The following is an 18,878-nucleotide window of genomic DNA, read 5'->3' as shown; positions in this document are numbered from 1 at the left end:
GCGTCTCCTTTGTCGATTCAAGCGCTTCGCAGGCGAGCACATAGCGCGAGATCTGGTCGGTGACCGTCAGGGGGTAACAGTAGCTGCCGTTGCCGAGCCTGAACTCCCCCTTGAAGTCGGTGCACCACAGATCGTTAGGGGCGGCGGCTTGCGACAATGGCGTGCCCACGGCCTTGCTCGCCCGGTTCCTCTTGCGGGCCTGGCTCACAAGGCCGTGACGGTCGAGCACGGCATGCACGGTGCTTTTGGCCGGGATACGCACATCACCGGCGAGCTTCCTGACCAGCAACTCCCTGATCTTGCGAGCGCCCCAAAGCGGCTTCTCACGCTTGGTCTCGACGATCAGCCGCTCGATCTGCTCGGGCAACTGGTTGGCGTACCTCACCGGCCGCCGCGAGCGGTCGCAAAGCGCCTCCAGCCCTTCCTCCCTATAGCGGTTGAAGATCTTGTAGCCAGTCTTGCGCGAAATCCCGAAATCCCGGCACACATCGCTCATGCCTTCTCCCTCGAGAAGGCGGGCAACGAAACGTAGACGTTCCTCCATCACCGAACACTCTCTCCACGGCATCAACACCTCCGGCCAAAAGCCAAAAGTGTTACCCATGTGTCCGGTACAAAACGTCACCTATGTCTCAGGCCGCGCATCGCGCAGCGCGCTTCGCAGGACAAGTCCAGCGAAACCCTCTCCGCACGAAGCAGGATGCCCTCCGAAGGCGTAGCGAAGGAGGACTGCAACCTCTTGGAACGGTTGCAAAATCAGATTGGCATATCCTTCCTGGCGAAGGAGGATGTACTCCGATGCCTTGGCGAGGGAGGGCCGGTTCGTGTGGTATGTGTACCTGCTGGAAAGCAAGACTGCGGAAGGCGAGCGCTGTATCGGTGTGACCTCGGACCTGAAGCGACGGATCGCCGAGCACAACGCCGGAAAATCCAGCCATACGTCCAAATTCCGGCCGTGGCGGATCGTGACCTGTATCGCCTTCTCGAACCAAGCCAAGGCGACTTCATTCGAGCGTTATCTCAAATCCGGTTCCGGGCATGCTTTTGCCAGCAAGCGCCTCTGGTGAACATCTGCGGCTGCTCACATGATCGTGCAAAAATCAACGATTGTCCGAAATAATGTCGCAATCTCAGCTACTTACTGCAGAAACACACGGCGCCAACTCCGCTCTTTTTGTTCGATTCTGACTGGAGGTCAGAAAATGAACATCAAGAGCCTGCTTCTCGGCTCCGCTGCGGCACTGATCGCAGTTTCCGGTGCGCGCGCCGCCGACGCCGTCGTCGTCGCCGAGCCGGAACCCGCTGAATACGTCAAGATCTGCGACGTCTACGGCGCTGGCTACTACTACATCCCCGGCACCGAAATCTGCCTGCGCATCGGCGGCTATGTCCGCTATGATATCTCTGTCGGTGAGCGGGGCTCATTTGACGGCGCTAGGTACACCGACTATTTGGACGGCGATACCAATGACGGCTATTACAAGCAGGCGCGCTTCACGTTGAGGACCTATACCGGCCAGGAAACCGAGATGGGCACCTTGAAGACCTACACCGAAACCCGCTTCAACTGGGGAACAGGTCATGCCCCGGCCGAATTCGGTCCCGGTTATTCTGACTTTGGCAGCAGAGGCGTTTCGCTGAACTTCGCCTGGATCCAGCTCGGTGGTCTCCGCGTCGGTAAGGACGAAACAGCCTTCAACACGTTCACCGGCTACGCCGGCAATGTCATCCAGGATACGATCGTTCCCTACGGCGGCTTCGACACCAATGTCGTCCAGTACTACTTCGATGCCGGCAACGGCTTCTCGGCGGTGGCTTCATTGGAAACCGGTTCGGGCTTTCTTGACGCCGGCGGCTCCGGTGCCGACTTCGGCAATGACTCGATCGACAGCTATGTTCCCTATGTCGTCGGCGGCCTGAAGTACACGCAGGGCTGGGGCTCCATCAGCGGTGTTGCTGCCTATGACAGCACCATGGAAGAATGGGCTGCCAAGGTTCGCCTCGACGTAACCCCGATGCAGAACCTGACGCTGTTCCTGATGGCCGGCTACGGCTCCGACGACAACGTTCCGCGCAATTACTACAAGCAGTGGGGCGGCAACTGGGCAGTCTGGGGTGGTGGCACCTACACCATCAACGAGAAGACCTCGTTCAACCTTCAGGCGTCGTATGACGAAGCCAAGGAAGCTGGCGTCGCGGCCAACATCGCCTATGACATCGTTCCTGGCTTCACGATCACCGCCGAAGTCGATTATGCTCATAATAGTCACAAGACGACCGGTGACTTCGGTGGCTATGAATACAATTGGACTAACCTCCCGTCGGACAAGAAAAACGCCGTCGGCGGTTTCCTCCGCTTCCAGCGCTCGTTCTAAGGGCTGGACTTAAGGCAAGTGAAATCCAGCCCGGGCGCTTTAACGCCCGGGCTGTTTTTGTTTTCGCGACTGGTAGCAAACAGAAGGAAAAGGGGGTTCGGTAGCTGAACAGGGTTGTGGAACGATGTCGTTGGGATCCGCCGCTGGTGGATGAAATCGGCCGCAACGCTTAAAACTCTTGAAAGGGCACCGTCAAGCAGGTAGGTCTAGGCCTATCCACTCGGGGGTGTGGCGAATAATGACGAACGATGCGATTCAAGAGGGAGGAACCTCTGATCATTTTTCGATGTTTTCTTCTCAAACTGCAAAAATAAAATACAGTTACAACAAGATACGAGAAGTAAAGTCGCACAGGATCGGAGAACTTTTTTCAGCATACCGGGACATACTTTGGGATGACGGGCGGCATAAATACAATGTCAGCTCTTTCATCGGCGAGATAGACGAGATCCTCCTTGGGGAGCGTTTCAGCGCCTTTGACCAAAGCACCCTCGACAATCTTATCGGCACCTTGCGCCAGCGCGGCAACAGCAACGCAACCATCAACCGGAAGATGGCTGCCCTCAGCAAACTGCTGCGCAAGGCTCACAAGATGGGAGATATCCACAGCCTGCCCGAGTTCCGCCGCCAGAAAGAGCGGGCGGGACGGATTCGTTTCCTCGAAAGGGACGAGGAGGCCCGGCTGTTCGCCGCCATCAAGAGCCGCAGCGAGGACGCTTATCGGCTTTCCGTCTTTCTCGTCGACACCGGTTGCCGCCTCGGCGAAGCGCTGGGCTTGATTTGGAACGATATCCAGGAGCACCGCGTCAGTTTCTGGATCACCAAATCCGGCCGCAGCCGTACCATCCCGATGACCGAGCGGGTAAAAGAGGTGATCAAGCTGCCGGCGATCGAGGGCCGCCGGCCCAAAGGCCCGTTCACCAAGCTCAGCCAGGCGCAGTTTCGCGCCATCTGGAACGATGCCAAGGCCGAAGTCGGGCTTGGCGCCGACGATCAGGTCGTGCCGCATATATTGCGCCATACTTGTGCCTCGCGTCTCGTCCAGGGCGGCATCGATATCAGGCGTGTGCAGATGTGGCTCGGCCACCAGACGCTGTCGATGACCATGCGCTACGCGCATCTGGCCACCAACGACCTCGATGGCTGCGTCACTGTGCTGGAGACGCCGCGGTGCAGTGCCGCGGACAGTGGCGGCGCAAGCGCTTTGTCTGCTCCACCTCCGGCAAGGGGAGGGCCAAAAGGCGAGCCGGCCGCAAGCAAGGCTCCAAAGCCAGCGAAGAGAAGCGCCAAATCCTGACGGATCTGACGTGAGATATCAGCCAGCCGCTCAGGGTTGCGCTGCCCCTCATTGCCCTGCCGGGCATTTCTCCCCGTATAGCGACGGGGAGAAAGGCGCCCTTGCGAAAGATTTCGCTAATCCCCAGCGTTGCAGACACCTCCCTTCTCCCCGTCGCTATACGGGGAGAGCGACTGTCTTGGCTGTCAAGTTTTTTGCCACGGTTTTTGATCCCGGACGATAGCGTTGAGAATGGTGAGAAGCTTGCGCATTGTGGCGACGACGGCGACGATCTTCGGCTTGCCGGCCTCGACCAGGCGGTCGCGGAAAGCCTTGAGCACGGGGTTGTGCCTGATGGCGACGAGGGCGGCCATGAAGAGGGCGGCGCGCACGTGGCTCCTGCCACCGCCAATGAAGCTCTTGCCACGCCATTTGCCGGACTGCCTCGTCCATGGCGCAAGGCCGGCCAGCGCGGCGATCTGGCAGCGGTCGAGGCTGCCCAGTTCCGGCATTTCGGCGATCAGGCTGCGGGCAACGACAGGACCGACACCCGGCACGGAGGAAAGCAGCTTTTCGTTGACCCGCCAGACTGGGGACTTGCGGATATGATCGTCCATGCCCGCATCGAGGCTTGCCAGCTCACGCCGAAGCGCGACGAGCAGCCGGTGGATGCTCTTTTGCGCCTGTTTCGCGATGACCGTGCGAGCACGGTTCTCCTCCGCCACGATCATCTGCACGATCTGACGCCGGCGGGCGACGAGCTCGGCCAGGGCCTCGGTTTCGGCGTCGCGCAATGGCCGCAATTGCGGCTTGGTCGCAGCGATGAAAGCGGCGATGACGGCGGCATCGATCGGGTCGGTCTTGGCCCGCTTGCCGAGTGCATTGGCATAGGCGCGCACCTGCGCCGGATTGACCACGACAATCGCCAGGCCGGCGCCTGCCAAGGCGGCGACCGCCAGTCTCTCGAAGCTGCCTGTCGACTCCAATCCGACAACGGCCGGCGAAAGGGCTGCCAGCCGCCGAACCAGATCCTCCACCCCGGCGTGGTCATTCTCCACCGAGAACGCCTCGCCCGACGGCAAAACATGCACGTCGAGCCGATCCTTGGAAACGTCGATGCCAACAATGATTTCCATCCTGTCCCATCCTTGCCTAATCGGGCTTCGCTTGCGGCCCAGGCGACTGTTCGGGTTCGATGGAACGGCGGACGAAGACCCTTGCTCTCCCACGGGCTCGATCACCCAAAGATGCTCCGGTCTCCCGTCCGCCACCGCACCTGCCTTCATAGCAGAGTCGGCAAGAAACAAGTTACAAAGGTGCCGGCAGGCGGATGAGGGGCAGCGCCGACATTGATAAAATTATTTCACCGCTAATTCCGGAACTGTCAACGGCCGTCGGAATGCTTTGACCGACGCAAACCTGCGCGTGAATTACTGAGATTTACTTCAAGCCGCCCCGTCCGCTCGGCCCGGTCAAGAAAACCAGCGATCCTGCCCGGCAGGATCCCGGACTCCAAAAACGGTGCATGCCCCTGGCCGTCGGCGGTGATCGTCTCGATATCGGTATGGCGCGTCCGCATCTGCTCGAGCGTTTCGGCGGACAGCAGCTTCGAATTGGCGCCGCGTACGACGAGCATCGGGATGGCCGCCAGCGCGTCGAACTGTGGCCACAGATCTGGCAGCGGCCGGCTGGGATCGAGCTCCGCCAGCGTCTCGACCAGGTTCGGATCGAAATCGGGCAGAAATCCCTCCTCGGTCTCGCGGTAGAGGGCTGATGCCATCCGCTCCCAATCCGCATCGGTCAGCGCCGCAAAATCCGCGCCATGGGTACTGCGCAGGCCGCGGACCACCTCTGCGTACGCCTTCGGCCTGGGCGCGGGATCGAGATAGAAGCGGATATGGGCGAGACCTTGCGACTCGATCACCGGGCCGATGTCGTTGAAGACGATGGCCTTCAGCACGGGCGGCCGCATCGCCCCGAGCACATGGATGATCAGTCCGCCGCGCGACGTCCCAATGAAGGCTGCCTCCTCGATGCTCAGCGCCGCCAACCCGGCAAGGATATCGCCCGCCTCGATGCCGATATTGTAATGGCCGATATCGGCATCGTAGGCAGACTGCCCGCGCCCGCGATAGTCGAAGGCGACGACGTTGCGCTTCGCCCGCGTCGACAGGAAAAGCGCCAATTCGTGAAAGTCACGGCAATTGCGGGTCAGGCCGGGCAGGCAAACGACTGGCCAGCGGCCGGAATTCGCTTCGCCGTAGATGCGGGCGTGCAGGGACAGCCCGTCCGGCGCGGCGTAGAAGAAATCGGAGAAGCCTTCGTCGTTTGGCATGTACACTCGATTCCGTGCTGCTGTCAGATCGTTGCGACTGCTACAGGCGAGGGCAGGGGCGGTCAAATTGGGGCTCCTTCTCTGCTTGTGGGAGAAGGTGGATCGGCGCGTTAGCGCCGAGACGATTGGGGGTGTTGGACGGAGCGTTGTCGGAACCAAGCTGGAGCACCCCTCATCCGACCGAGCTTCGCTCGGCCACCGTCTCCCACAAGGAGAGAAGGAAAGGCTAACCCCGGCCGTTCACCAGATCTCCGACAATATCGTACTTGCCGGAGATACGCATCTTGTAGACCTCGTAATTCTCCATCACGCGCTGAACGTAACTTCTTGTTTCCGTATAGGGAATCCGCTCGATCCAGTCGACGACTGCGTCGACGTCCTTGCCGCGCGGGTCGCCGTATTTCGTCACCCACTGGGCGGCGCGGGCGGGGCCGGCATTATAGCCGGCGAAGGTCAGCACGTAGGAGCCGTCGAAGCGGCCGAGCTGCTCGCCGAGAAAGGCGGCGCCGAGCGTTGCATTGTAGCCGGCATCAGTGGTCAGCCGCGCCTGCGAGAAAGTCATGCCGGCCTTCTTCGCCAATTGCTTGGCCGTGCCTGGCATCAGCTGCAGCAGTCCGCGTGCGCCGGCGCTGGAGACGGCGCCGATGTTGAACTCGCTTTCCTGGCGGGCAATCGCATAGGCCAGCGCCTTGCCCGAGCCGGAAATGTTGGCGGTGTCGGGAATGACGCCGAGCGGATGCGACAGCGCGCCGACATCGATGCCACGTGCGCCGGCGATCTTGCCGACCTTCAGCGCCATGAAATGGTTGCCTTGTCTTTCCGCCAGCGCCGCAAGCAGCGCAAGTTCGCCGGGGCTGTTCAGCTGCCCGGCAAGGTCGCGGTAGAGCGTCTCGGCATAGCGGTCATAGCCGGCTTCCTGCAGCCGCTTGATGGCGCTGACCGCCTCGCGGGTGGCAAAATTCCGGCGGTCGGCGGCACTTGGCTGCGGGTAGACGATGTTGAGGATCTGCCGGCCGACGCGCTCGCCGGCGAGCTGGCCGTAAAAGGTCGTGCCGTAGCTGGCGGCGCGGCTGAAATAATCCTTGGCACTGCCGGGCCCGCCGACTTCGGCGGCACGGCCGAGCCAGTAATAGGCGCGCGACAGCGACATCGGCCCTTGGGCGAGCTCCGCGATTTGCGCAAAATGCTTGGCGGCGGTGCTCGGGTCGTTGAGGCCGCGCAGCGCGTACCAGCCCGCATGGAATTCCGCCTCGGCAGCATTGGCGGGACTTTCGGCGGCATGCGCGGCGACTATTCTGTAGGCGGTCTTCATGTCGCCCTGGTCGACCAGCTCGCGCGACAGCACCCGGCGTTCGACCCACCAGGCGTCCGGATCGACCAGAGCGTCGCGGTCGCCCAGCGCCTTCAGCACCAGCGCGGCGGCATCGGAAAATTTCTGTTGCTTGCGCAGATATTCGGCTTCGGCAAACAGATAGCCGGCCGCCCGCTGCGCTGCCGGCACCGCCTTCAGCAGCTTGGCCGCGTTCTTGTCGCCTTTGGTGACTGCCGCCCAGGCATCGGCCAATTGCTGGGCGCCGGCGAGACCGGCGACGCGCAGCGCCGAAGCGACCCGATCGGCATAAAACATGCGCTCCATGCGGAAGCGATGGTCGGCGGCCGGGATCAGCGCGCCGAACTCGCGGATGACCGCCGCCTCGTCCCCGGCTTCGAGCTTTTCGGTGCGCCAGAATGGCGACAGCACCGAGTGCGCCGCCTTGGTATTGCCTAGCGCTACATAGGAGCGCGCAAGGATCACCACGCCCTCGAAGGTCAGCGGCTGGCTGCCGTCGAACGCCCGCACCACGACCTGTGGCGCGGGGTTCTCGCGATAGAGCGCGCGCTCGCTGTTCTTGCGCAAGGCGATCGTGCCCGGCCAGTTCGGCAGCATCTTCGCGGCATCGGCGATGTCGCCGCTCGGCACCTGGTCGCCGCCATAGAGCGCAATCGCCCAGGCAAGGATGTGCCGATCGAGCGATTTGGCCGGCAGCGCTTCGCGCACCTGGCGCGCGCGCTGAATGTCGTTTGCCGCAAGCGCATCGAGACCGCTCTTCAGCGCCGCGACGCTGGCGGATGGCGAAGGGGACTGCTGCAGTGCATCGTTCTGCGGCTCCGTCATCGGGATCGCCGACGTGACCTGCCCATCGACGCTGCCGCCGATCGCCGCGCCGGGGACCAGCACAACGATCGCGCCGAGAAGCGCGAAAAGATGAGGCCGCCTGGTCGGCATGGATTTGGTCATTTCCTATTCTTCGATGCTACCACTGGCACAGATGAACTGCAGCCTATTCGTCTGTGATGAAGGGCCCGTAAAGAAAACCTTATCGAGGTCGTTCGAATTGCAATTGCTGGCGCAATGCTTGCCGCGCAACAATGTCGAGACTATGGTGCGCCGCTTCGCTTTCGGCTAGAAGGCGCGCACGACAAACACCTACAGCGCCGCGGGTCTTCTCAGACGCGCAAAGGACGTTGTAGCAATTTAAATTTGGCGCATAACCTTTCCGAAATCGACTGCGATTTTCGGGGTCATGCGCTAGTCCCAAGGAGTTGGACGACATGCTAAGAGGCTCGCTGACCGCGCTCGTCACACCGTTCGAAAAGAGCGGCCGTTTCGACGAGAAAGCCTTTCGCGCGTTCATCACCTGGCAGATCGCCGAAGGCACGACGGGCGTGGTCCCGGTCGGCACCACCGGCGAGTCGCCGACGCTGTCGCATGACGAGCACCGCCAAGTCGTCAAGGTTTGCATCGAGGTCGCCAAGGGCCGGGTTCCGGTCGTCGCCGGCGCCGGCTCCAACAACACCGAAGAGGCGGTCGGCCTGGTCCAGTATGCCGAGAAGGCGGGCGCCGACGCGGCTCTTGTCGTCACGCCCTATTACAACAGACCGACACAGCGCGGCCTCTATGCGCATTTCGCCGCCGTCGCCAAGGCAACCAGTCTGCCGATCATCATCTACAACATTCCGCCGCGCTCGGTGGTCGACATGAGCCCCGAGACGATGGGCCAGTTGGTGCATGACTTCAAGAACATCGTCGGCGTCAAGGATGCCACCGGAAAGGTCGAGCGGGTTTCGGAGCAGCGCGCCACCTGTGGCAAGGATTTCATCCAGCTCTCCGGCGAAGACGCCTCGGCGCTCGGCTTCAACGCGCATGGCGGCGTCGGTTGCATCTCGGTGACGGCAAATGTCGCGCCCAGGCTTTGCGCTGAATTCCAGGAGGCAACGCTTTCCGGCGACAGCGCCAAGGCGCTCGACCTGCAGGACCGTCTGTTGCCGCTGCACAAGGCGATTTTCATGGAGCCCGGCGTTTCCGGCGCGAAATATGCGCTGTCGAAGCTGGGCAAGGTCGAGAACGTGCTGCGCTCGCCGCTAATGACGGTCGAGCCGTCGACCGCCGAGAAGATCGATGCGGCGATGAAGCACGCCGGCTTGATAAACTAGGGATGAGGCGCCACCTCTCCGCATCATGAATCAAGTCAGAAAAGCCGATCCCAACAACAAGACCGTTGCGGAAAACCGCAAGGCGCGGTTTTCCTATGAGGTGCTCGACACGATCGAGGCCGGCCTGGTGCTGACCGGTACGGAAGTGAAATCGCTGCGCCAGGGCCAGGCCAATATCCAGGACAGCTACGCCTCGGTCGAGGGCGGCGAGATCTGGCTGATCAACTCCTATTTGCCGGAGTATCTGCAGGCCAACCGCTTCAACCATGAGCCGCGCCGCCGCCGCAAACTGCTGCTCAACAAGCGCGAGATGGCCAAGCTGGCGCAAAGCGTCGACCGCGAAGGCATGACGCTGGTGCCGCTGAAGATCTACTTCAACGACCAAGGCCGTGCCAAGCTGCTGCTCGCCGTTGGCCGCGGCAAGAAGCTGCACGACAAGCGCGAGACCGAAAAGCAGCGCGACTGGTCGCGCGAGAAGGGCCGGCTGCTGAAGGAGCGAGGGTGAGGAGCGGTCCGCGAAGCGGAGGAAAAGCCAGCGATTTGGCTTTTCGAGCGACGAACGCCCGGAGCCATAGCGGCGGGCAGGGCGGACCAAAAGGGATAGGTCTCGTTTGAAAAACCGGATCGTCTTGTGGGGCGCGGCCGGTCTGCTCGTGGCGGGCCTCGTTTTGGCCGGCGGCTATACCTACTTCCAGACGTTTTCTCCGGACCGCCGCAAATATCCGGTCAGGGGCATCGACGTCTCCCATCATCAGCGGCAGATCGACTGGCGCCGTGTTGCCGCCGACGATGTCGCCTTCGCCGTGATCAAGGCGACGGAAGGCGGCGATCATGCCGACGATGCCTTCGCCGCCAATTTGCGCGCGGCCCGCGCCGCCGGTCTTGCCGTCGGTGCCTATCATTTCTTCACCTTCTGCAGACCGGGTGCGGATCAGGCACGCAACTTCATCTCGGTGGTGCCGCACGATCAGCCTTTGCTGCCGCCGGTGGTAGACATCGAGTTCGGCGGCAATTGCCCGCAGCGGCCAACTCCCGAACAGCTGAGCGCCGAACTCTCCGCCTTCCTCGGCCCGGTCGAGGCGGCGTTCGGCAAGACGGCGATCCTCTATGTGACCGACGAGGCGGCGCAAGCCTATGCCGGGCAGCTAGCCAGCCGCCCGCGCTGGCTGCGTTCGCTGGCGCTGCGGCCGGGCCATGACAACTGGATCTACTGGCAGTATCACAACCGGGGCCGCGTCGACGGCATCAGCGGCGACGTCGACCTGAATGTTCTCCAGGGCGGACCTGCGACGCTGGCCGCATTGTTTGCCGCAGCGCCTGAAGCGACAGCGTCGGATTGATGCTATTCCTGTCCACCAAAACACGCTCGATGGCACGAGGACAGAGCGACGAGGCGTTCCCCATCTGGCTATTCATATCGCAGGCGGCGCCGTGCTAAGTACATTTGATGCCGGAGCGCCCTTCATCAACCAATGACAGCAACGCCCCGCCTGCTGCGACGGACGGCGGCGACCCCCGCCTGGCATTTGTCTATGCGGAGGCGGTGCGTGGCCTCCAGCACCAGCAGGGCGTGGTTGAAAGTCTCAATACGCGCGCCGGCAATCTGATCTTCGCAACCGCGTTCGCGAGTTCTCTCCTCGGAGGCAGGGCGCTCCTGGATGGCGTGGGGCCCTGGGACTGGCTGGCGCTGATATTGCTTTTTCTTATCGGGCTGCTGGTCGCGATTATGGTGTGGCCGTATTATAACTATACGTTCCGTTTCGATCCAGAGAAGCTGCTCCAGGACTTCGTTGATCAGCACCCTCCCGCAACCCTGGACGGGATGCACCGAGCGCTTGCGCTGCGCATCAAATCCGACATGGCCAGCAATTGGCGGATCATCCAACGCCTGCGCGTCGCGCTGCAGCTTGCACTGTTTCTGTGGTTGCTGGATCTCCTGGCCTGGTTGTTCGCGATCGCCCGAATCTAGGGCTCGTGCCCTGGCGGGCGTCGTCCGACTCTATGTCTTCAGAAAAGCTTCTATCTGACTGAAGACGTTGACGAACATCGCTTCCGTCAACACGCCGGTATTGGTGTTGTAGCGCGAGCAATGATAGCTGGAAAACAGCGTGATGCCATTGGCCTGCTGCTGCCCACCATGCCGGAACGGATAGGCGGCAACGCGTTGGCCGAGCGCCCGCACGGTCGACTGGTGCGCGATCGAGCCAAGCGCCAGCACAGCGCGCAGATTTGGAAATCGCGCGATCGTCGGCACCAGGAACGTCCGGCAGGTCGCTATCTCGGCGCCAACCGGCTTGTTGTCCGGCGGCACGCAGCGCACCGCATTGGTAATCGCCGTACCGACAAGCTCCAGCCCGTCATCCGGTCGCGCTTTGAATTCGCCGCGCGCAAAGCCGTGCGCGATCAGCGTGTTGTAGAGCAGGTCGCCGGCAAAATCGCCGGTGAAGGGGCGCCCCGTCCGGTTCGCCCCGCGCAGTCCAGGCGCCAGCCCGACGATCAGCAGACGCACTGCGTCCTCGCCTTCCGGCGGCAAAAAGGTCGGCACCGGCGCGTTGAACCAGGACGGCTCGCGCCGCCGCCACTCGGCGATGAAGTCGTGCAACCGCGGGCAGAGCGGGCAATCGCGATCGGGTTCGGGGGAGACGACCAGGGGAGCGGTCAAGGCAACGACCGTCAATAGTCTTCCTCGTCGACTTCGGCCGGTTCGGGCCGGCGCACCGGCCGCTCCGACGGGTCGCGGCCGACTTCATTCTTGAGCGTCATCAAGTCGATGAAATGGTCGGCCTGGCGGCGCAGATCGTCGGAGATCATCGGCGGCTGCGAAGCCATGGTCGAGACGATCGACACCTTGCGCCCGCGCCGCTGCAGCGCCTCGACCAGCGTGCGGAAATCGCCGTCGCCCGAAAAGATGACATAATGGTCGACGACATCGGCAAGTTCGAGCGCATCGACGGTCAGCTCGATATCCATATTGCCCTTGATCTTGCGCCGGCCGGTCGAGTCGGTGAATTCCTTGGCCGGTTTGGTCACCACCTTGAAGCCGTTATAGTCGAGCCAGTCGATCAGCGGCCGTATCGAGGAGTATTCCTGATCCTCGACCAGCGCGGTGTAGTAATAAGCGCGCAGCAGATAGCCGCGTTTCTGGAAGCTCGCCAGAAGTTTGCGGTAATCGATGTCAAAGCCCAGCGCGCGCGAGGTGGCGTAGAGATTGGCACCGTCGATAAAGAGAGCGATTTTTTCACGAGGATCGAACATGGAAAATGTCCTTTTTCGAAATAAGCGGTCGTCTAAATGCGTGGCGACTATCGGCCGGTCTGATAATAGACCTGTTGGCCTTCATCGTTCGAGATAACGCCAGTTTTACGGCAATCCAAGGCACCATGCCGCACCGCAAGCAATTGTGATCGGCGCTGTGTCGCCGCAGGCGGCCCGCGTCAGAGCTGCGCACCGCCATAAAAGCTTGTATTTTGGCGGCGTTCGGGTTATGGACCGCGCCTGTTTTCCATCAAATCCAGGCATGAAAGGGGCAACTCATGGCCCGCGTAACCGTTGAAGATTGCATCGACAAGGTCGACAACCGCTTCGAGCTGGTGCTCCTGGCCGGCCACCGCGCCCGTCAGATCAGCCAGGGCGCGCAGATCACCGTACCGCGCGACAACGACAAGAATCCGGTCGTTGCGCTCCGCGAAATCGCCGAAGAGACGCTGTCGCCGGACGACCTCAAGGAAGATCTCATCCATTCGCTGCAGAAGCATGTCGAGGTCGACGAGCCGGAAGCCGATGGCGAGGCGATTGCCGACCAGACCGGCAGCGCCGTTGCGGCCACCGATGCCGACGACGCCGAGGACAACGTCACCTTCGATCGCATGACCGAAGAAGACCTGTTGGCCGGCATCGAAGGCCTGGTGCCGCCGGAAAAAAGCGACGATTATTGATCTTAGCGACAACTGCCGACACTTTCGCGTCGGCAGTTTCGTGGCTATCTATGACATGCGCCGTACGCCAGTGCGGCGCATGATTCATTTCAGCATTGCGAGATCCCGCCCATGATGCGTCAGTATGAGCTTGTCGAGCGCGTGCAGCGCTACAAGCCTGACGTCAACGAGGCGCTGCTCAACAAGGCCTATGTTTACGCCATGCAGAAGCATGGCCACCAGAAACGCGCCTCCGGCGACCCGTATTTCTCGCATCCGCTCGAAGTCGCCGCCATCCTCACCGAAATGCACATGGACGAGGCGACGATCGCCGTTGCCTTGCTGCACGACACGATCGAGGACACCACGGCGACCAGGGCCGAGATCGACGAATTGTTCGGCCCGGAAATGGGCAAGCTGGTCGAGGGCCTGACCAAGCTGAAGAAGCTCGACCTCGTCTCGAAGAAGGCCGAGCAGGCGGAGAACCTGCGCAAGCTGTTGCTGGCGATCTCGGAAGACGTGCGCGTGCTTCTGGTCAAGCTCGCCGACCGCCTGCACAATATGCGCACGCTCGACCATGTGCCGGAAGCCAAGCGCCTGCGCATCGCCGAAGAGACGATGGACATCTACGCGCCGCTGGCCGGCCGCATGGGCATGCAAGGCATGCGCGAGGAGCTGGAGGAGATTGCCTTCCGCTTCATCAATCCGGAAGCCTACCGCGCCGTCACCGCACGGCTGGCCGAAATCTTCGAGCGCAACAAGGGCGTGCTGTCGGAGATCGAGAAGGCGCTCTCCGCGCTGTTCGACAAATATTCGATCAAGGCCGAGGTCAAGAGCCGGCAGAAGAAGCCGTGGTCGGTGTTCCGCAAGATGGAAGCCAAGGCGTTGTCCTTCGAGCAGCTGTCCGACATCTTCGGCTTTCGCGTCGTCGTCGATACCGTCGAGGACTGCTACCGGGCGCTCGGCGCCATCCACACCACCTGGTCGATGGTGCCCGGCCGCTTCAAGGACTACATCTCCACGCCGAAGCAGAACGACTACCGCTCGATCCACACCACCATCGTCGGCCCGTCGCGCCAGCGCGTCGAATTGCAGATCCGCACCTATCAAATGAACAAGATCGCCGAATACGGCGTCGCCGCTCATTCGATCTATAAGGATACCGGTGGCAAGATGAATGGTGCCGCCCATGCGATCTCGAAGGAAACCAATGCCTATGCCTGGCTGCGGCGCACCATCGAGCAGCTTGCCGAAGGCGACAATCCCGAGGACTTCCTCGAAAACACCAAGCTGGAACTGTTTCAGGACCAGGTATTCTGCTTCACGCCGAAGGGCATGCTGATCGCGCTGCCGCGCGGCGCCACGCCGATCGACTTTGCCTATGCCGTCCACACCGACGTCGGCGACACTTGCGTCGGCGCCAAGGTCAATGGCCGCATCATGCCGCTGATGACGGAGCTGAAGAACGGCGACGAGGTCGAGATCATCCGCTCGAAGGCGCAGGTCCCGCCGGCGGCGTGGGAATCGGTCGTCGTCACCGGCAAGGCACGCTCGGCCATCCGCCGCGCCACCAAGAACGCCATTCGCAAGCAATATTCGGGTCTCGGTATCCGCATTCTGGAGCGCGCCTTCGAACGGTCCGGCAAGACCTTCACCAAGGAAAGCCTGAAGCCGGTGCTGCACCGGCTGGCGCGCAAGGACATCGAGGATGTGCTGGCCGCGGTCGGCCGAGGCGAAGTTGCCTCCACCGATGTCATGAAGGCGGTGTTTCCCGACTACAAGGACGAGCGTGTCACGCTGGTCGCGCCCAAGCAGCGCGAGGAGGGCTGGTCGAAGATCCGCAACGCCGCCGGCATGCTGTTCCAGATTCCGGGCCGCGCCGCACGCAAGGACAAGAACCAGCCGCGCGACGACGCGGTGCCGATCCGCGGTGTGCGCGGCGATCTGCCGGTGCGCTTCGCGCCGGAAGGGGCGGTGCCTGGCGATCGCATCGTCGGCATCGTGCAGCCAGGAACCGGTATCACCATCTATCCGATCCAGTCGCCGGCGCTGCAGGCCTTTGACGACCAGCCCGAGCGCTGGATCGACGTGCGCTGGGACATTGACGAGCGCACCAAGGAGCGGTTCCCGGCGCGCGTCTCGGTCACCGCCATCAACGCGCCGGGTTCGCTGGCTGATATTGCACAGGTCGTCGCATCCAACGACGCCAATATCCACACTTTGTCGATGGTGCGCACCGCGCCCGATTTCACCGAAATGCTCATCGATCTCGAAGTGTGGGACCTCAAGCACTTGAACCGGCTGCTGTCGCAGCTAAAGGACAATTCGAGCGTCAGTGACGCAAGGCGCGTGAATGGGTGAATAGTGAATAGAAGAGGGTGCTCTCACTACCATTCACCATTCACCATGGACATGGAGTGAACGATGAACACCGATGAAGTGCTGGGTATTTTTCGCGAGGCCGGCGCCGTGCTCGAAGGGCATTTCATCCTGACGTCGGGCCTGCGCAGCCCGGTCTTTCTGCAGAAAGCGCGTGTTTTCATGCATGCCGACAAGACCGAGCGCTTGTGCAAGGCGCTCGCCGAAAAGATCCGCACTGACGTGCCCGGCAGGATCGACTACGTCGTCGGCCCGGCGATCGGCGGGCTGATCCCGGCCTATGAGACCTCGCGCCATCTTGGTGCGCCGGCGATCTGGGTCGAGCGGGAAGGGGGTGAATTCAGGCTGCGCCGCTTCGAGATCGCCAAGGGATCGCGCGTCGTCATTGTCGAGGACATCGTCACCACCGGCCTGTCGATCCGCGAGACCATCGACTGTCTGCGCGCACTTGGCGCCGATGTCGTTGCCGCTGCGTGCATCATCGACCGCTCGGCCGGCAAGACCGATGTCGGCGTGCCGCTGATCGCGCTCGCCGAATATGAAGTTCCGGCCTATCCGGCCGACAGGCTGCCGCCCGAGCTCGCCGCCATACCGGCGATCAAGCCGGGCAGCCGCAATATCTAATGCATGTCGCCCAAAAGTGTGCGGCGGTTTTGGGACAACGACATGCATAAAAACAAGTCAAGAGACGCTGCCGTGGTTGCTGGCATCGATCATTTCGTGCTGACAGTTCGTTCGGTGGACGATACCTGCGCCTTCTATCAGCGCGTGCTTGGCTTCGAGCGCCTCGACGAGCCGGATCGACCAACGGCGCTGCTGTTTGGAATGCAGAAGATCAATGTGCATCAGGTCGGGCGTACCTTCGAGCCGAAGGCCAAGGCGCCGACGCCGGGCTCCGGAGATTTCTGCTTGATTGCTGCCCGGCCGCTCGCCGAGATATGTGCCAACCTCGCCGCCAATGGTGTGGTGATAGAGATCGGCCCGGTCGAGCGTGTCGGCGCTCGGGGCGCGATGATGTCGGTCTATTTCCGCGATCCGGACGGCAACCTCGTCGAGGTCAGCGAATATCGATCCTAAGTGACGCTCCTTAAATTCGCCGCGATCATGCCCTGTTCAGAACGGCGATACCCAAGGCTGGCGCGACCGGCCACCGAGCGGATGCCCTCGGCCTCGTTGTTCTTCGGCCAGCGCATCGCTATATCAACGTCGTAGTTGCTTTTCGGCGACCGCAGAGCGCAGCATAGGCTGTCGCGCCTGGCTGGAAGGCCGGCGTGAAGCCATCGACGGAACTAGGAACAGGAACAGAGTGCTTTTTCGACGGCGCAAGCCTGATGGTTTTTTCGAGCGGGTGCGTACTTATTTGTGGCCGCGCCGCTCGTTCTCGCGCTCGCTGCGGTATTTCTCCAAACGCATCCTGCGGCTTAGGGCCACGCCGCATGCCGTGGCCGCCGGTGTTGCGGCGGGCGTATTCGCGTCGTTTTTCCCGCTTGGCTTTCACTTCATCATTGCTGCCATCCTGTGCTGGCTGATCGCCGGCAATCTGGTCGCGGCAGCACTCGGCACGGTCTTCGGCAACCCCCTGACCTTTCCACTGCTATGGGCCGCCTCCTGGGAGGTCGGCAAGCTGATCCTGCATGAACACCTGCCGGCGCATGGCCCGCCCGCGCATCTCGGCGACATGCTGCATAATCTTTCCTTTGCGCAATTGTGGGGACCGGTGCTGAAGCCGATGACGATCGGCGCAATACCGCTCGGCCTGGTTTTCGGCCTGCTGTTTTACGGCATCACCCGCTGGGGCATGGTCACTTTCCACGAGCAGCGCCGCAAGCGGCTGGCCGAAAGAGCGGCAAAGGCTGGAAAAACCGGGCCGGAAGTTCCTGCCGAATGATTATCGGTATTGGCAGCGACCTCATCGACATCAGACGCATCGAGAAGTCGCTGGAACGCCATGGCCAACGCTTCATCCAGCGCATCTACACCGAGATCGAACAGGCGCGGTCCGAAAACCGCGCGGCGCGTGCGGCCTCCTACGCCAAGCGTTTCGCTGCCAAGGAAGCTTGCGCCAAGGCATTGGGCACCGGTATGGCGCAGGGTGTGTTCTGGCGCGACATGGGGGTCGTCAACCTGGCCAGCGGCAAGCCGACCATGGCGCTGACCAATGGGGCGGCAGCGCGGCTGGACGAAATTCTGCCTGAAGGGCACCGCGCGGTGATCCACCTCACCATCACCGATGATTTTCCGCTCGCTCAAGCCTTTGTGATCATTGAAGCGTTGCCGGTCGAAGAAGCGCCACATTGATTGCATCTGACCACCGGCATGACGTTGCCCAGCGCGCGCCGAGACTCTATACCATCCAACGCACAATCGAGGACGACATGAGCGTGGCTGAAAAAACCCAGAAGAAATCCGGCGGACTTGGCGAAACCGTCAGCGTCATAGTCCAGGCCCTGCTGCTTGCGCTGGTCATCCGCACGCTCCTGTTCCAGCCGTTCTCGATCCCGTCCGGGTCGATGCGGCCGACTTTGCTCGAAGGCGACTATCTCTTCGTCACCAAGTGGTCCTACGGCTTCTCCCGCTATTCACTGCCGTTCGGGCCGAACATCTTTTCGGGCCGCATCTGGGGCTCAGAGCCGAAGCGCGGCGACGTGGTGGTGTTCAAGTTTCCGCCGGATCCTTCTGTCGATTATATCAAGCGCGTCGTCGGCCTGCCGGGCGACAAGATCCAGGTCAAGGATGGCCAGCTCTTCATCAATGACGTGGGCGTGCCGCGCGTCAAGGTCGGGCAGATCGACAACCGCGACATCACCGAGGAGAACGGGCCGGTCGATGTCTATCGCGAGACGCTGCCGAACGGCGTCAGCTACGACACGCTCGACCTGACGCAGGCTTCGATCGGCGACAATACCAAGGAGTTCAAGGTGCCGCCCGGTCACTATTTCATGATGGGCGACAATCGCGACAACTCGTCGGACAGCCGCTTCACCGTCGGCTTCGTGCCGGACGAGAATTTGGTCGGCCGCGCCAACCTCATTTTCTTCTCGATCGGCGGCAGCGCCAGCCCGCTCGAAATCTGGAAATGGCCGTCGCTGATGCGCGCCTCGCGCCTGTTCCATTTCGTCAATTAG

General features: G+C 61.9%; 20 protein-coding genes. 14 read left to right on the top strand and 6 right to left on the bottom strand.

Features of this window, described 5'->3' with window-relative positions:
* Nucleotides 1-568 (bottom strand): helix-turn-helix domain-containing protein (locus NKH90_RS22570; protein WP_352820955.1); only part of this gene is annotated, 568 nt, incomplete at its 3' end.
* A gap of 256 nt (nucleotides 569-824) precedes the next feature.
* Between NKH90_RS22570 and NKH90_RS22565 the strand changes: the two genes are divergently transcribed.
* The 3 genes from NKH90_RS22565 (at nucleotide 825) to NKH90_RS22555 (ending at nucleotide 3,672) form a co-directional block, all read left to right on the top strand.
* The gene (locus tag NKH90_RS22565) at nucleotides 825-1,067 is read left to right on the top strand and encodes a GIY-YIG nuclease family protein (protein WP_352770761.1); all 243 of its coding nucleotides are present in this window, start codon (nucleotides 825-827) and stop codon (nucleotides 1,065-1,067) included.
* Between the two features lie 135 nt (nucleotides 1,068-1,202).
* Nucleotides 1,203-2,375, top strand: coding sequence for a porin (locus tag NKH90_RS22560; protein WP_352820952.1), 1,173 nt, complete (start codon nucleotides 1,203-1,205; stop codon nucleotides 2,373-2,375).
* 238 nt (nucleotides 2,376-2,613) lie between these two features.
* Nucleotides 2,614-3,672: a tyrosine-type recombinase/integrase gene (locus NKH90_RS22555; RefSeq protein WP_352775891.1), complete on the top strand. Its 1,059-nt coding sequence runs from the start codon at nucleotides 2,614-2,616 to the stop codon at nucleotides 3,670-3,672.
* Between the two features lie 185 nt (nucleotides 3,673-3,857).
* On the opposite strand, the gene NKH90_RS22550 is transcribed toward NKH90_RS22555, so the two are convergent.
* From NKH90_RS22550 to NKH90_RS22540, 3 genes are all read right to left on the bottom strand, one after another.
* The gene (locus tag NKH90_RS22550; protein ID WP_352820950.1) at nucleotides 3,858-4,787 is read right to left on the bottom strand and encodes an IS110 family RNA-guided transposase; all 930 of its coding nucleotides are present in this window, start codon (nucleotides 4,785-4,787) and stop codon (nucleotides 3,858-3,860) included.
* A 248-nt stretch (nucleotides 4,788-5,035) separates the two neighbouring features.
* Nucleotides 5,036-5,986, bottom strand: a complete 951-nt coding sequence (locus NKH90_RS22545; protein ID WP_352771006.1) for an alpha/beta fold hydrolase — start codon at nucleotides 5,984-5,986, stop codon at nucleotides 5,036-5,038.
* Nucleotides 5,987-6,212: 226 nt separating this feature from the next.
* Complete coding sequence (locus NKH90_RS22540; protein ID WP_352820967.1) at nucleotides 6,213-8,252, bottom strand: lytic transglycosylase domain-containing protein; 2,040 nt, start codon at nucleotides 8,250-8,252, stop codon at nucleotides 6,213-6,215.
* A 326-nt stretch (nucleotides 8,253-8,578) separates the two neighbouring features.
* Here NKH90_RS22540 and dapA point away from each other — a divergent pair, with 326 nt between their 5' ends.
* From dapA to NKH90_RS22520, 4 genes are all read left to right on the top strand, one after another.
* Nucleotides 8,579-9,460: a 4-hydroxy-tetrahydrodipicolinate synthase gene (gene dapA / locus NKH90_RS22535; RefSeq protein ID WP_352540767.1), complete on the top strand. Its 882-nt coding sequence runs from the start codon at nucleotides 8,579-8,581 to the stop codon at nucleotides 9,458-9,460.
* Between the two features lie 25 nt (nucleotides 9,461-9,485).
* Nucleotides 9,486-9,965: an SsrA-binding protein SmpB gene (smpB, locus tag NKH90_RS22530; protein WP_023768487.1), complete on the top strand. Its 480-nt coding sequence runs from the start codon at nucleotides 9,486-9,488 to the stop codon at nucleotides 9,963-9,965.
* A 106-nt stretch (nucleotides 9,966-10,071) separates the two neighbouring features.
* Nucleotides 10,072-10,800, top strand: a complete 729-nt coding sequence (locus NKH90_RS22525; RefSeq protein WP_352820948.1) for a GH25 family lysozyme — start codon at nucleotides 10,072-10,074, stop codon at nucleotides 10,798-10,800.
* Between the two features lie 107 nt (nucleotides 10,801-10,907).
* Nucleotides 10,908-11,429 carry a hypothetical protein gene (locus tag NKH90_RS22520; protein ID WP_352471043.1) on the top strand — a complete coding sequence of 174 codons (522 nt, stop codon included), beginning with the start codon at nucleotides 10,908-10,910 and terminating at the stop codon, nucleotides 11,427-11,429.
* 30 nt (nucleotides 11,430-11,459) lie between these two features.
* Here NKH90_RS22520 and NKH90_RS22515 read toward each other — a convergent pair whose 3' ends face one another.
* Together NKH90_RS22515 and NKH90_RS22510 are read right to left on the bottom strand one after the other, a co-directional pair.
* Nucleotides 11,460-12,137, bottom strand: coding sequence for a uracil-DNA glycosylase (locus tag NKH90_RS22515; protein WP_245274739.1), 678 nt, complete (start codon nucleotides 12,135-12,137; stop codon nucleotides 11,460-11,462).
* Nucleotides 12,134-12,715 (bottom strand): LabA-like NYN domain-containing protein, encoded by a 582-nt coding sequence (locus NKH90_RS22510; RefSeq protein WP_023677774.1) that lies wholly within the window; start codon nucleotides 12,713-12,715, stop codon nucleotides 12,134-12,136. The genes NKH90_RS22515 and NKH90_RS22510 overlap by 4 nt, the downstream gene beginning before the upstream one ends.
* A gap of 278 nt (nucleotides 12,716-12,993) precedes the next feature.
* On the opposite strand from NKH90_RS22510, the gene rpoZ reads away from it, so the two are divergent.
* The 7 genes from rpoZ (at nucleotide 12,994) to lepB (ending at nucleotide 18,878) form a co-directional block, all read left to right on the top strand.
* On the top strand, nucleotides 12,994-13,395 hold the full coding sequence (gene rpoZ, locus NKH90_RS22505; protein ID WP_023677773.1) for a DNA-directed RNA polymerase subunit omega: 402 nt from the start codon (nucleotides 12,994-12,996) through the stop codon (nucleotides 13,393-13,395).
* A gap of 111 nt (nucleotides 13,396-13,506) precedes the next feature.
* Nucleotides 13,507-15,735, top strand: coding sequence for a RelA/SpoT family protein (locus NKH90_RS22500; protein ID WP_352501814.1), 2,229 nt, complete (start codon nucleotides 13,507-13,509; stop codon nucleotides 15,733-15,735).
* A gap of 63 nt (nucleotides 15,736-15,798) precedes the next feature.
* Nucleotides 15,799-16,377: an orotate phosphoribosyltransferase gene (pyrE, locus tag NKH90_RS22495; protein WP_352471045.1), complete on the top strand. Its 579-nt coding sequence runs from the start codon at nucleotides 15,799-15,801 to the stop codon at nucleotides 16,375-16,377.
* A gap of 42 nt (nucleotides 16,378-16,419) precedes the next feature.
* Nucleotides 16,420-16,830 carry a VOC family protein gene (locus NKH90_RS22490; RefSeq protein ID WP_352820945.1) on the top strand — a complete coding sequence of 137 codons (411 nt, stop codon included), beginning with the start codon at nucleotides 16,420-16,422 and terminating at the stop codon, nucleotides 16,828-16,830.
* Between the two features lie 229 nt (nucleotides 16,831-17,059).
* Complete coding sequence (locus NKH90_RS22485) at nucleotides 17,060-17,641, top strand: DUF2062 domain-containing protein (RefSeq protein WP_023677769.1); 582 nt, start codon at nucleotides 17,060-17,062, stop codon at nucleotides 17,639-17,641.
* Nucleotides 17,638-18,051 (top strand): holo-ACP synthase, encoded by a 414-nt coding sequence (gene acpS / locus NKH90_RS22480; RefSeq protein WP_352467214.1) that lies wholly within the window; start codon nucleotides 17,638-17,640, stop codon nucleotides 18,049-18,051. The genes NKH90_RS22485 and acpS overlap by 4 nt, the downstream gene beginning before the upstream one ends.
* 77 nt (nucleotides 18,052-18,128) lie before the next feature.
* Nucleotides 18,129-18,878, top strand: a complete 750-nt coding sequence (gene lepB, locus NKH90_RS22475; protein WP_352471047.1) for a signal peptidase I — start codon at nucleotides 18,129-18,131, stop codon at nucleotides 18,876-18,878.

Source organism: Mesorhizobium sp. M0898 (genome assembly GCF_040319695.1).
Lineage (GTDB): Bacteria > Pseudomonadota > Alphaproteobacteria > Rhizobiales > Rhizobiaceae > Mesorhizobium.
The sequence above is the reverse complement of the archived record's forward strand: the minus strand, read 5'-3'. Positions and strand labels throughout refer to the sequence as shown.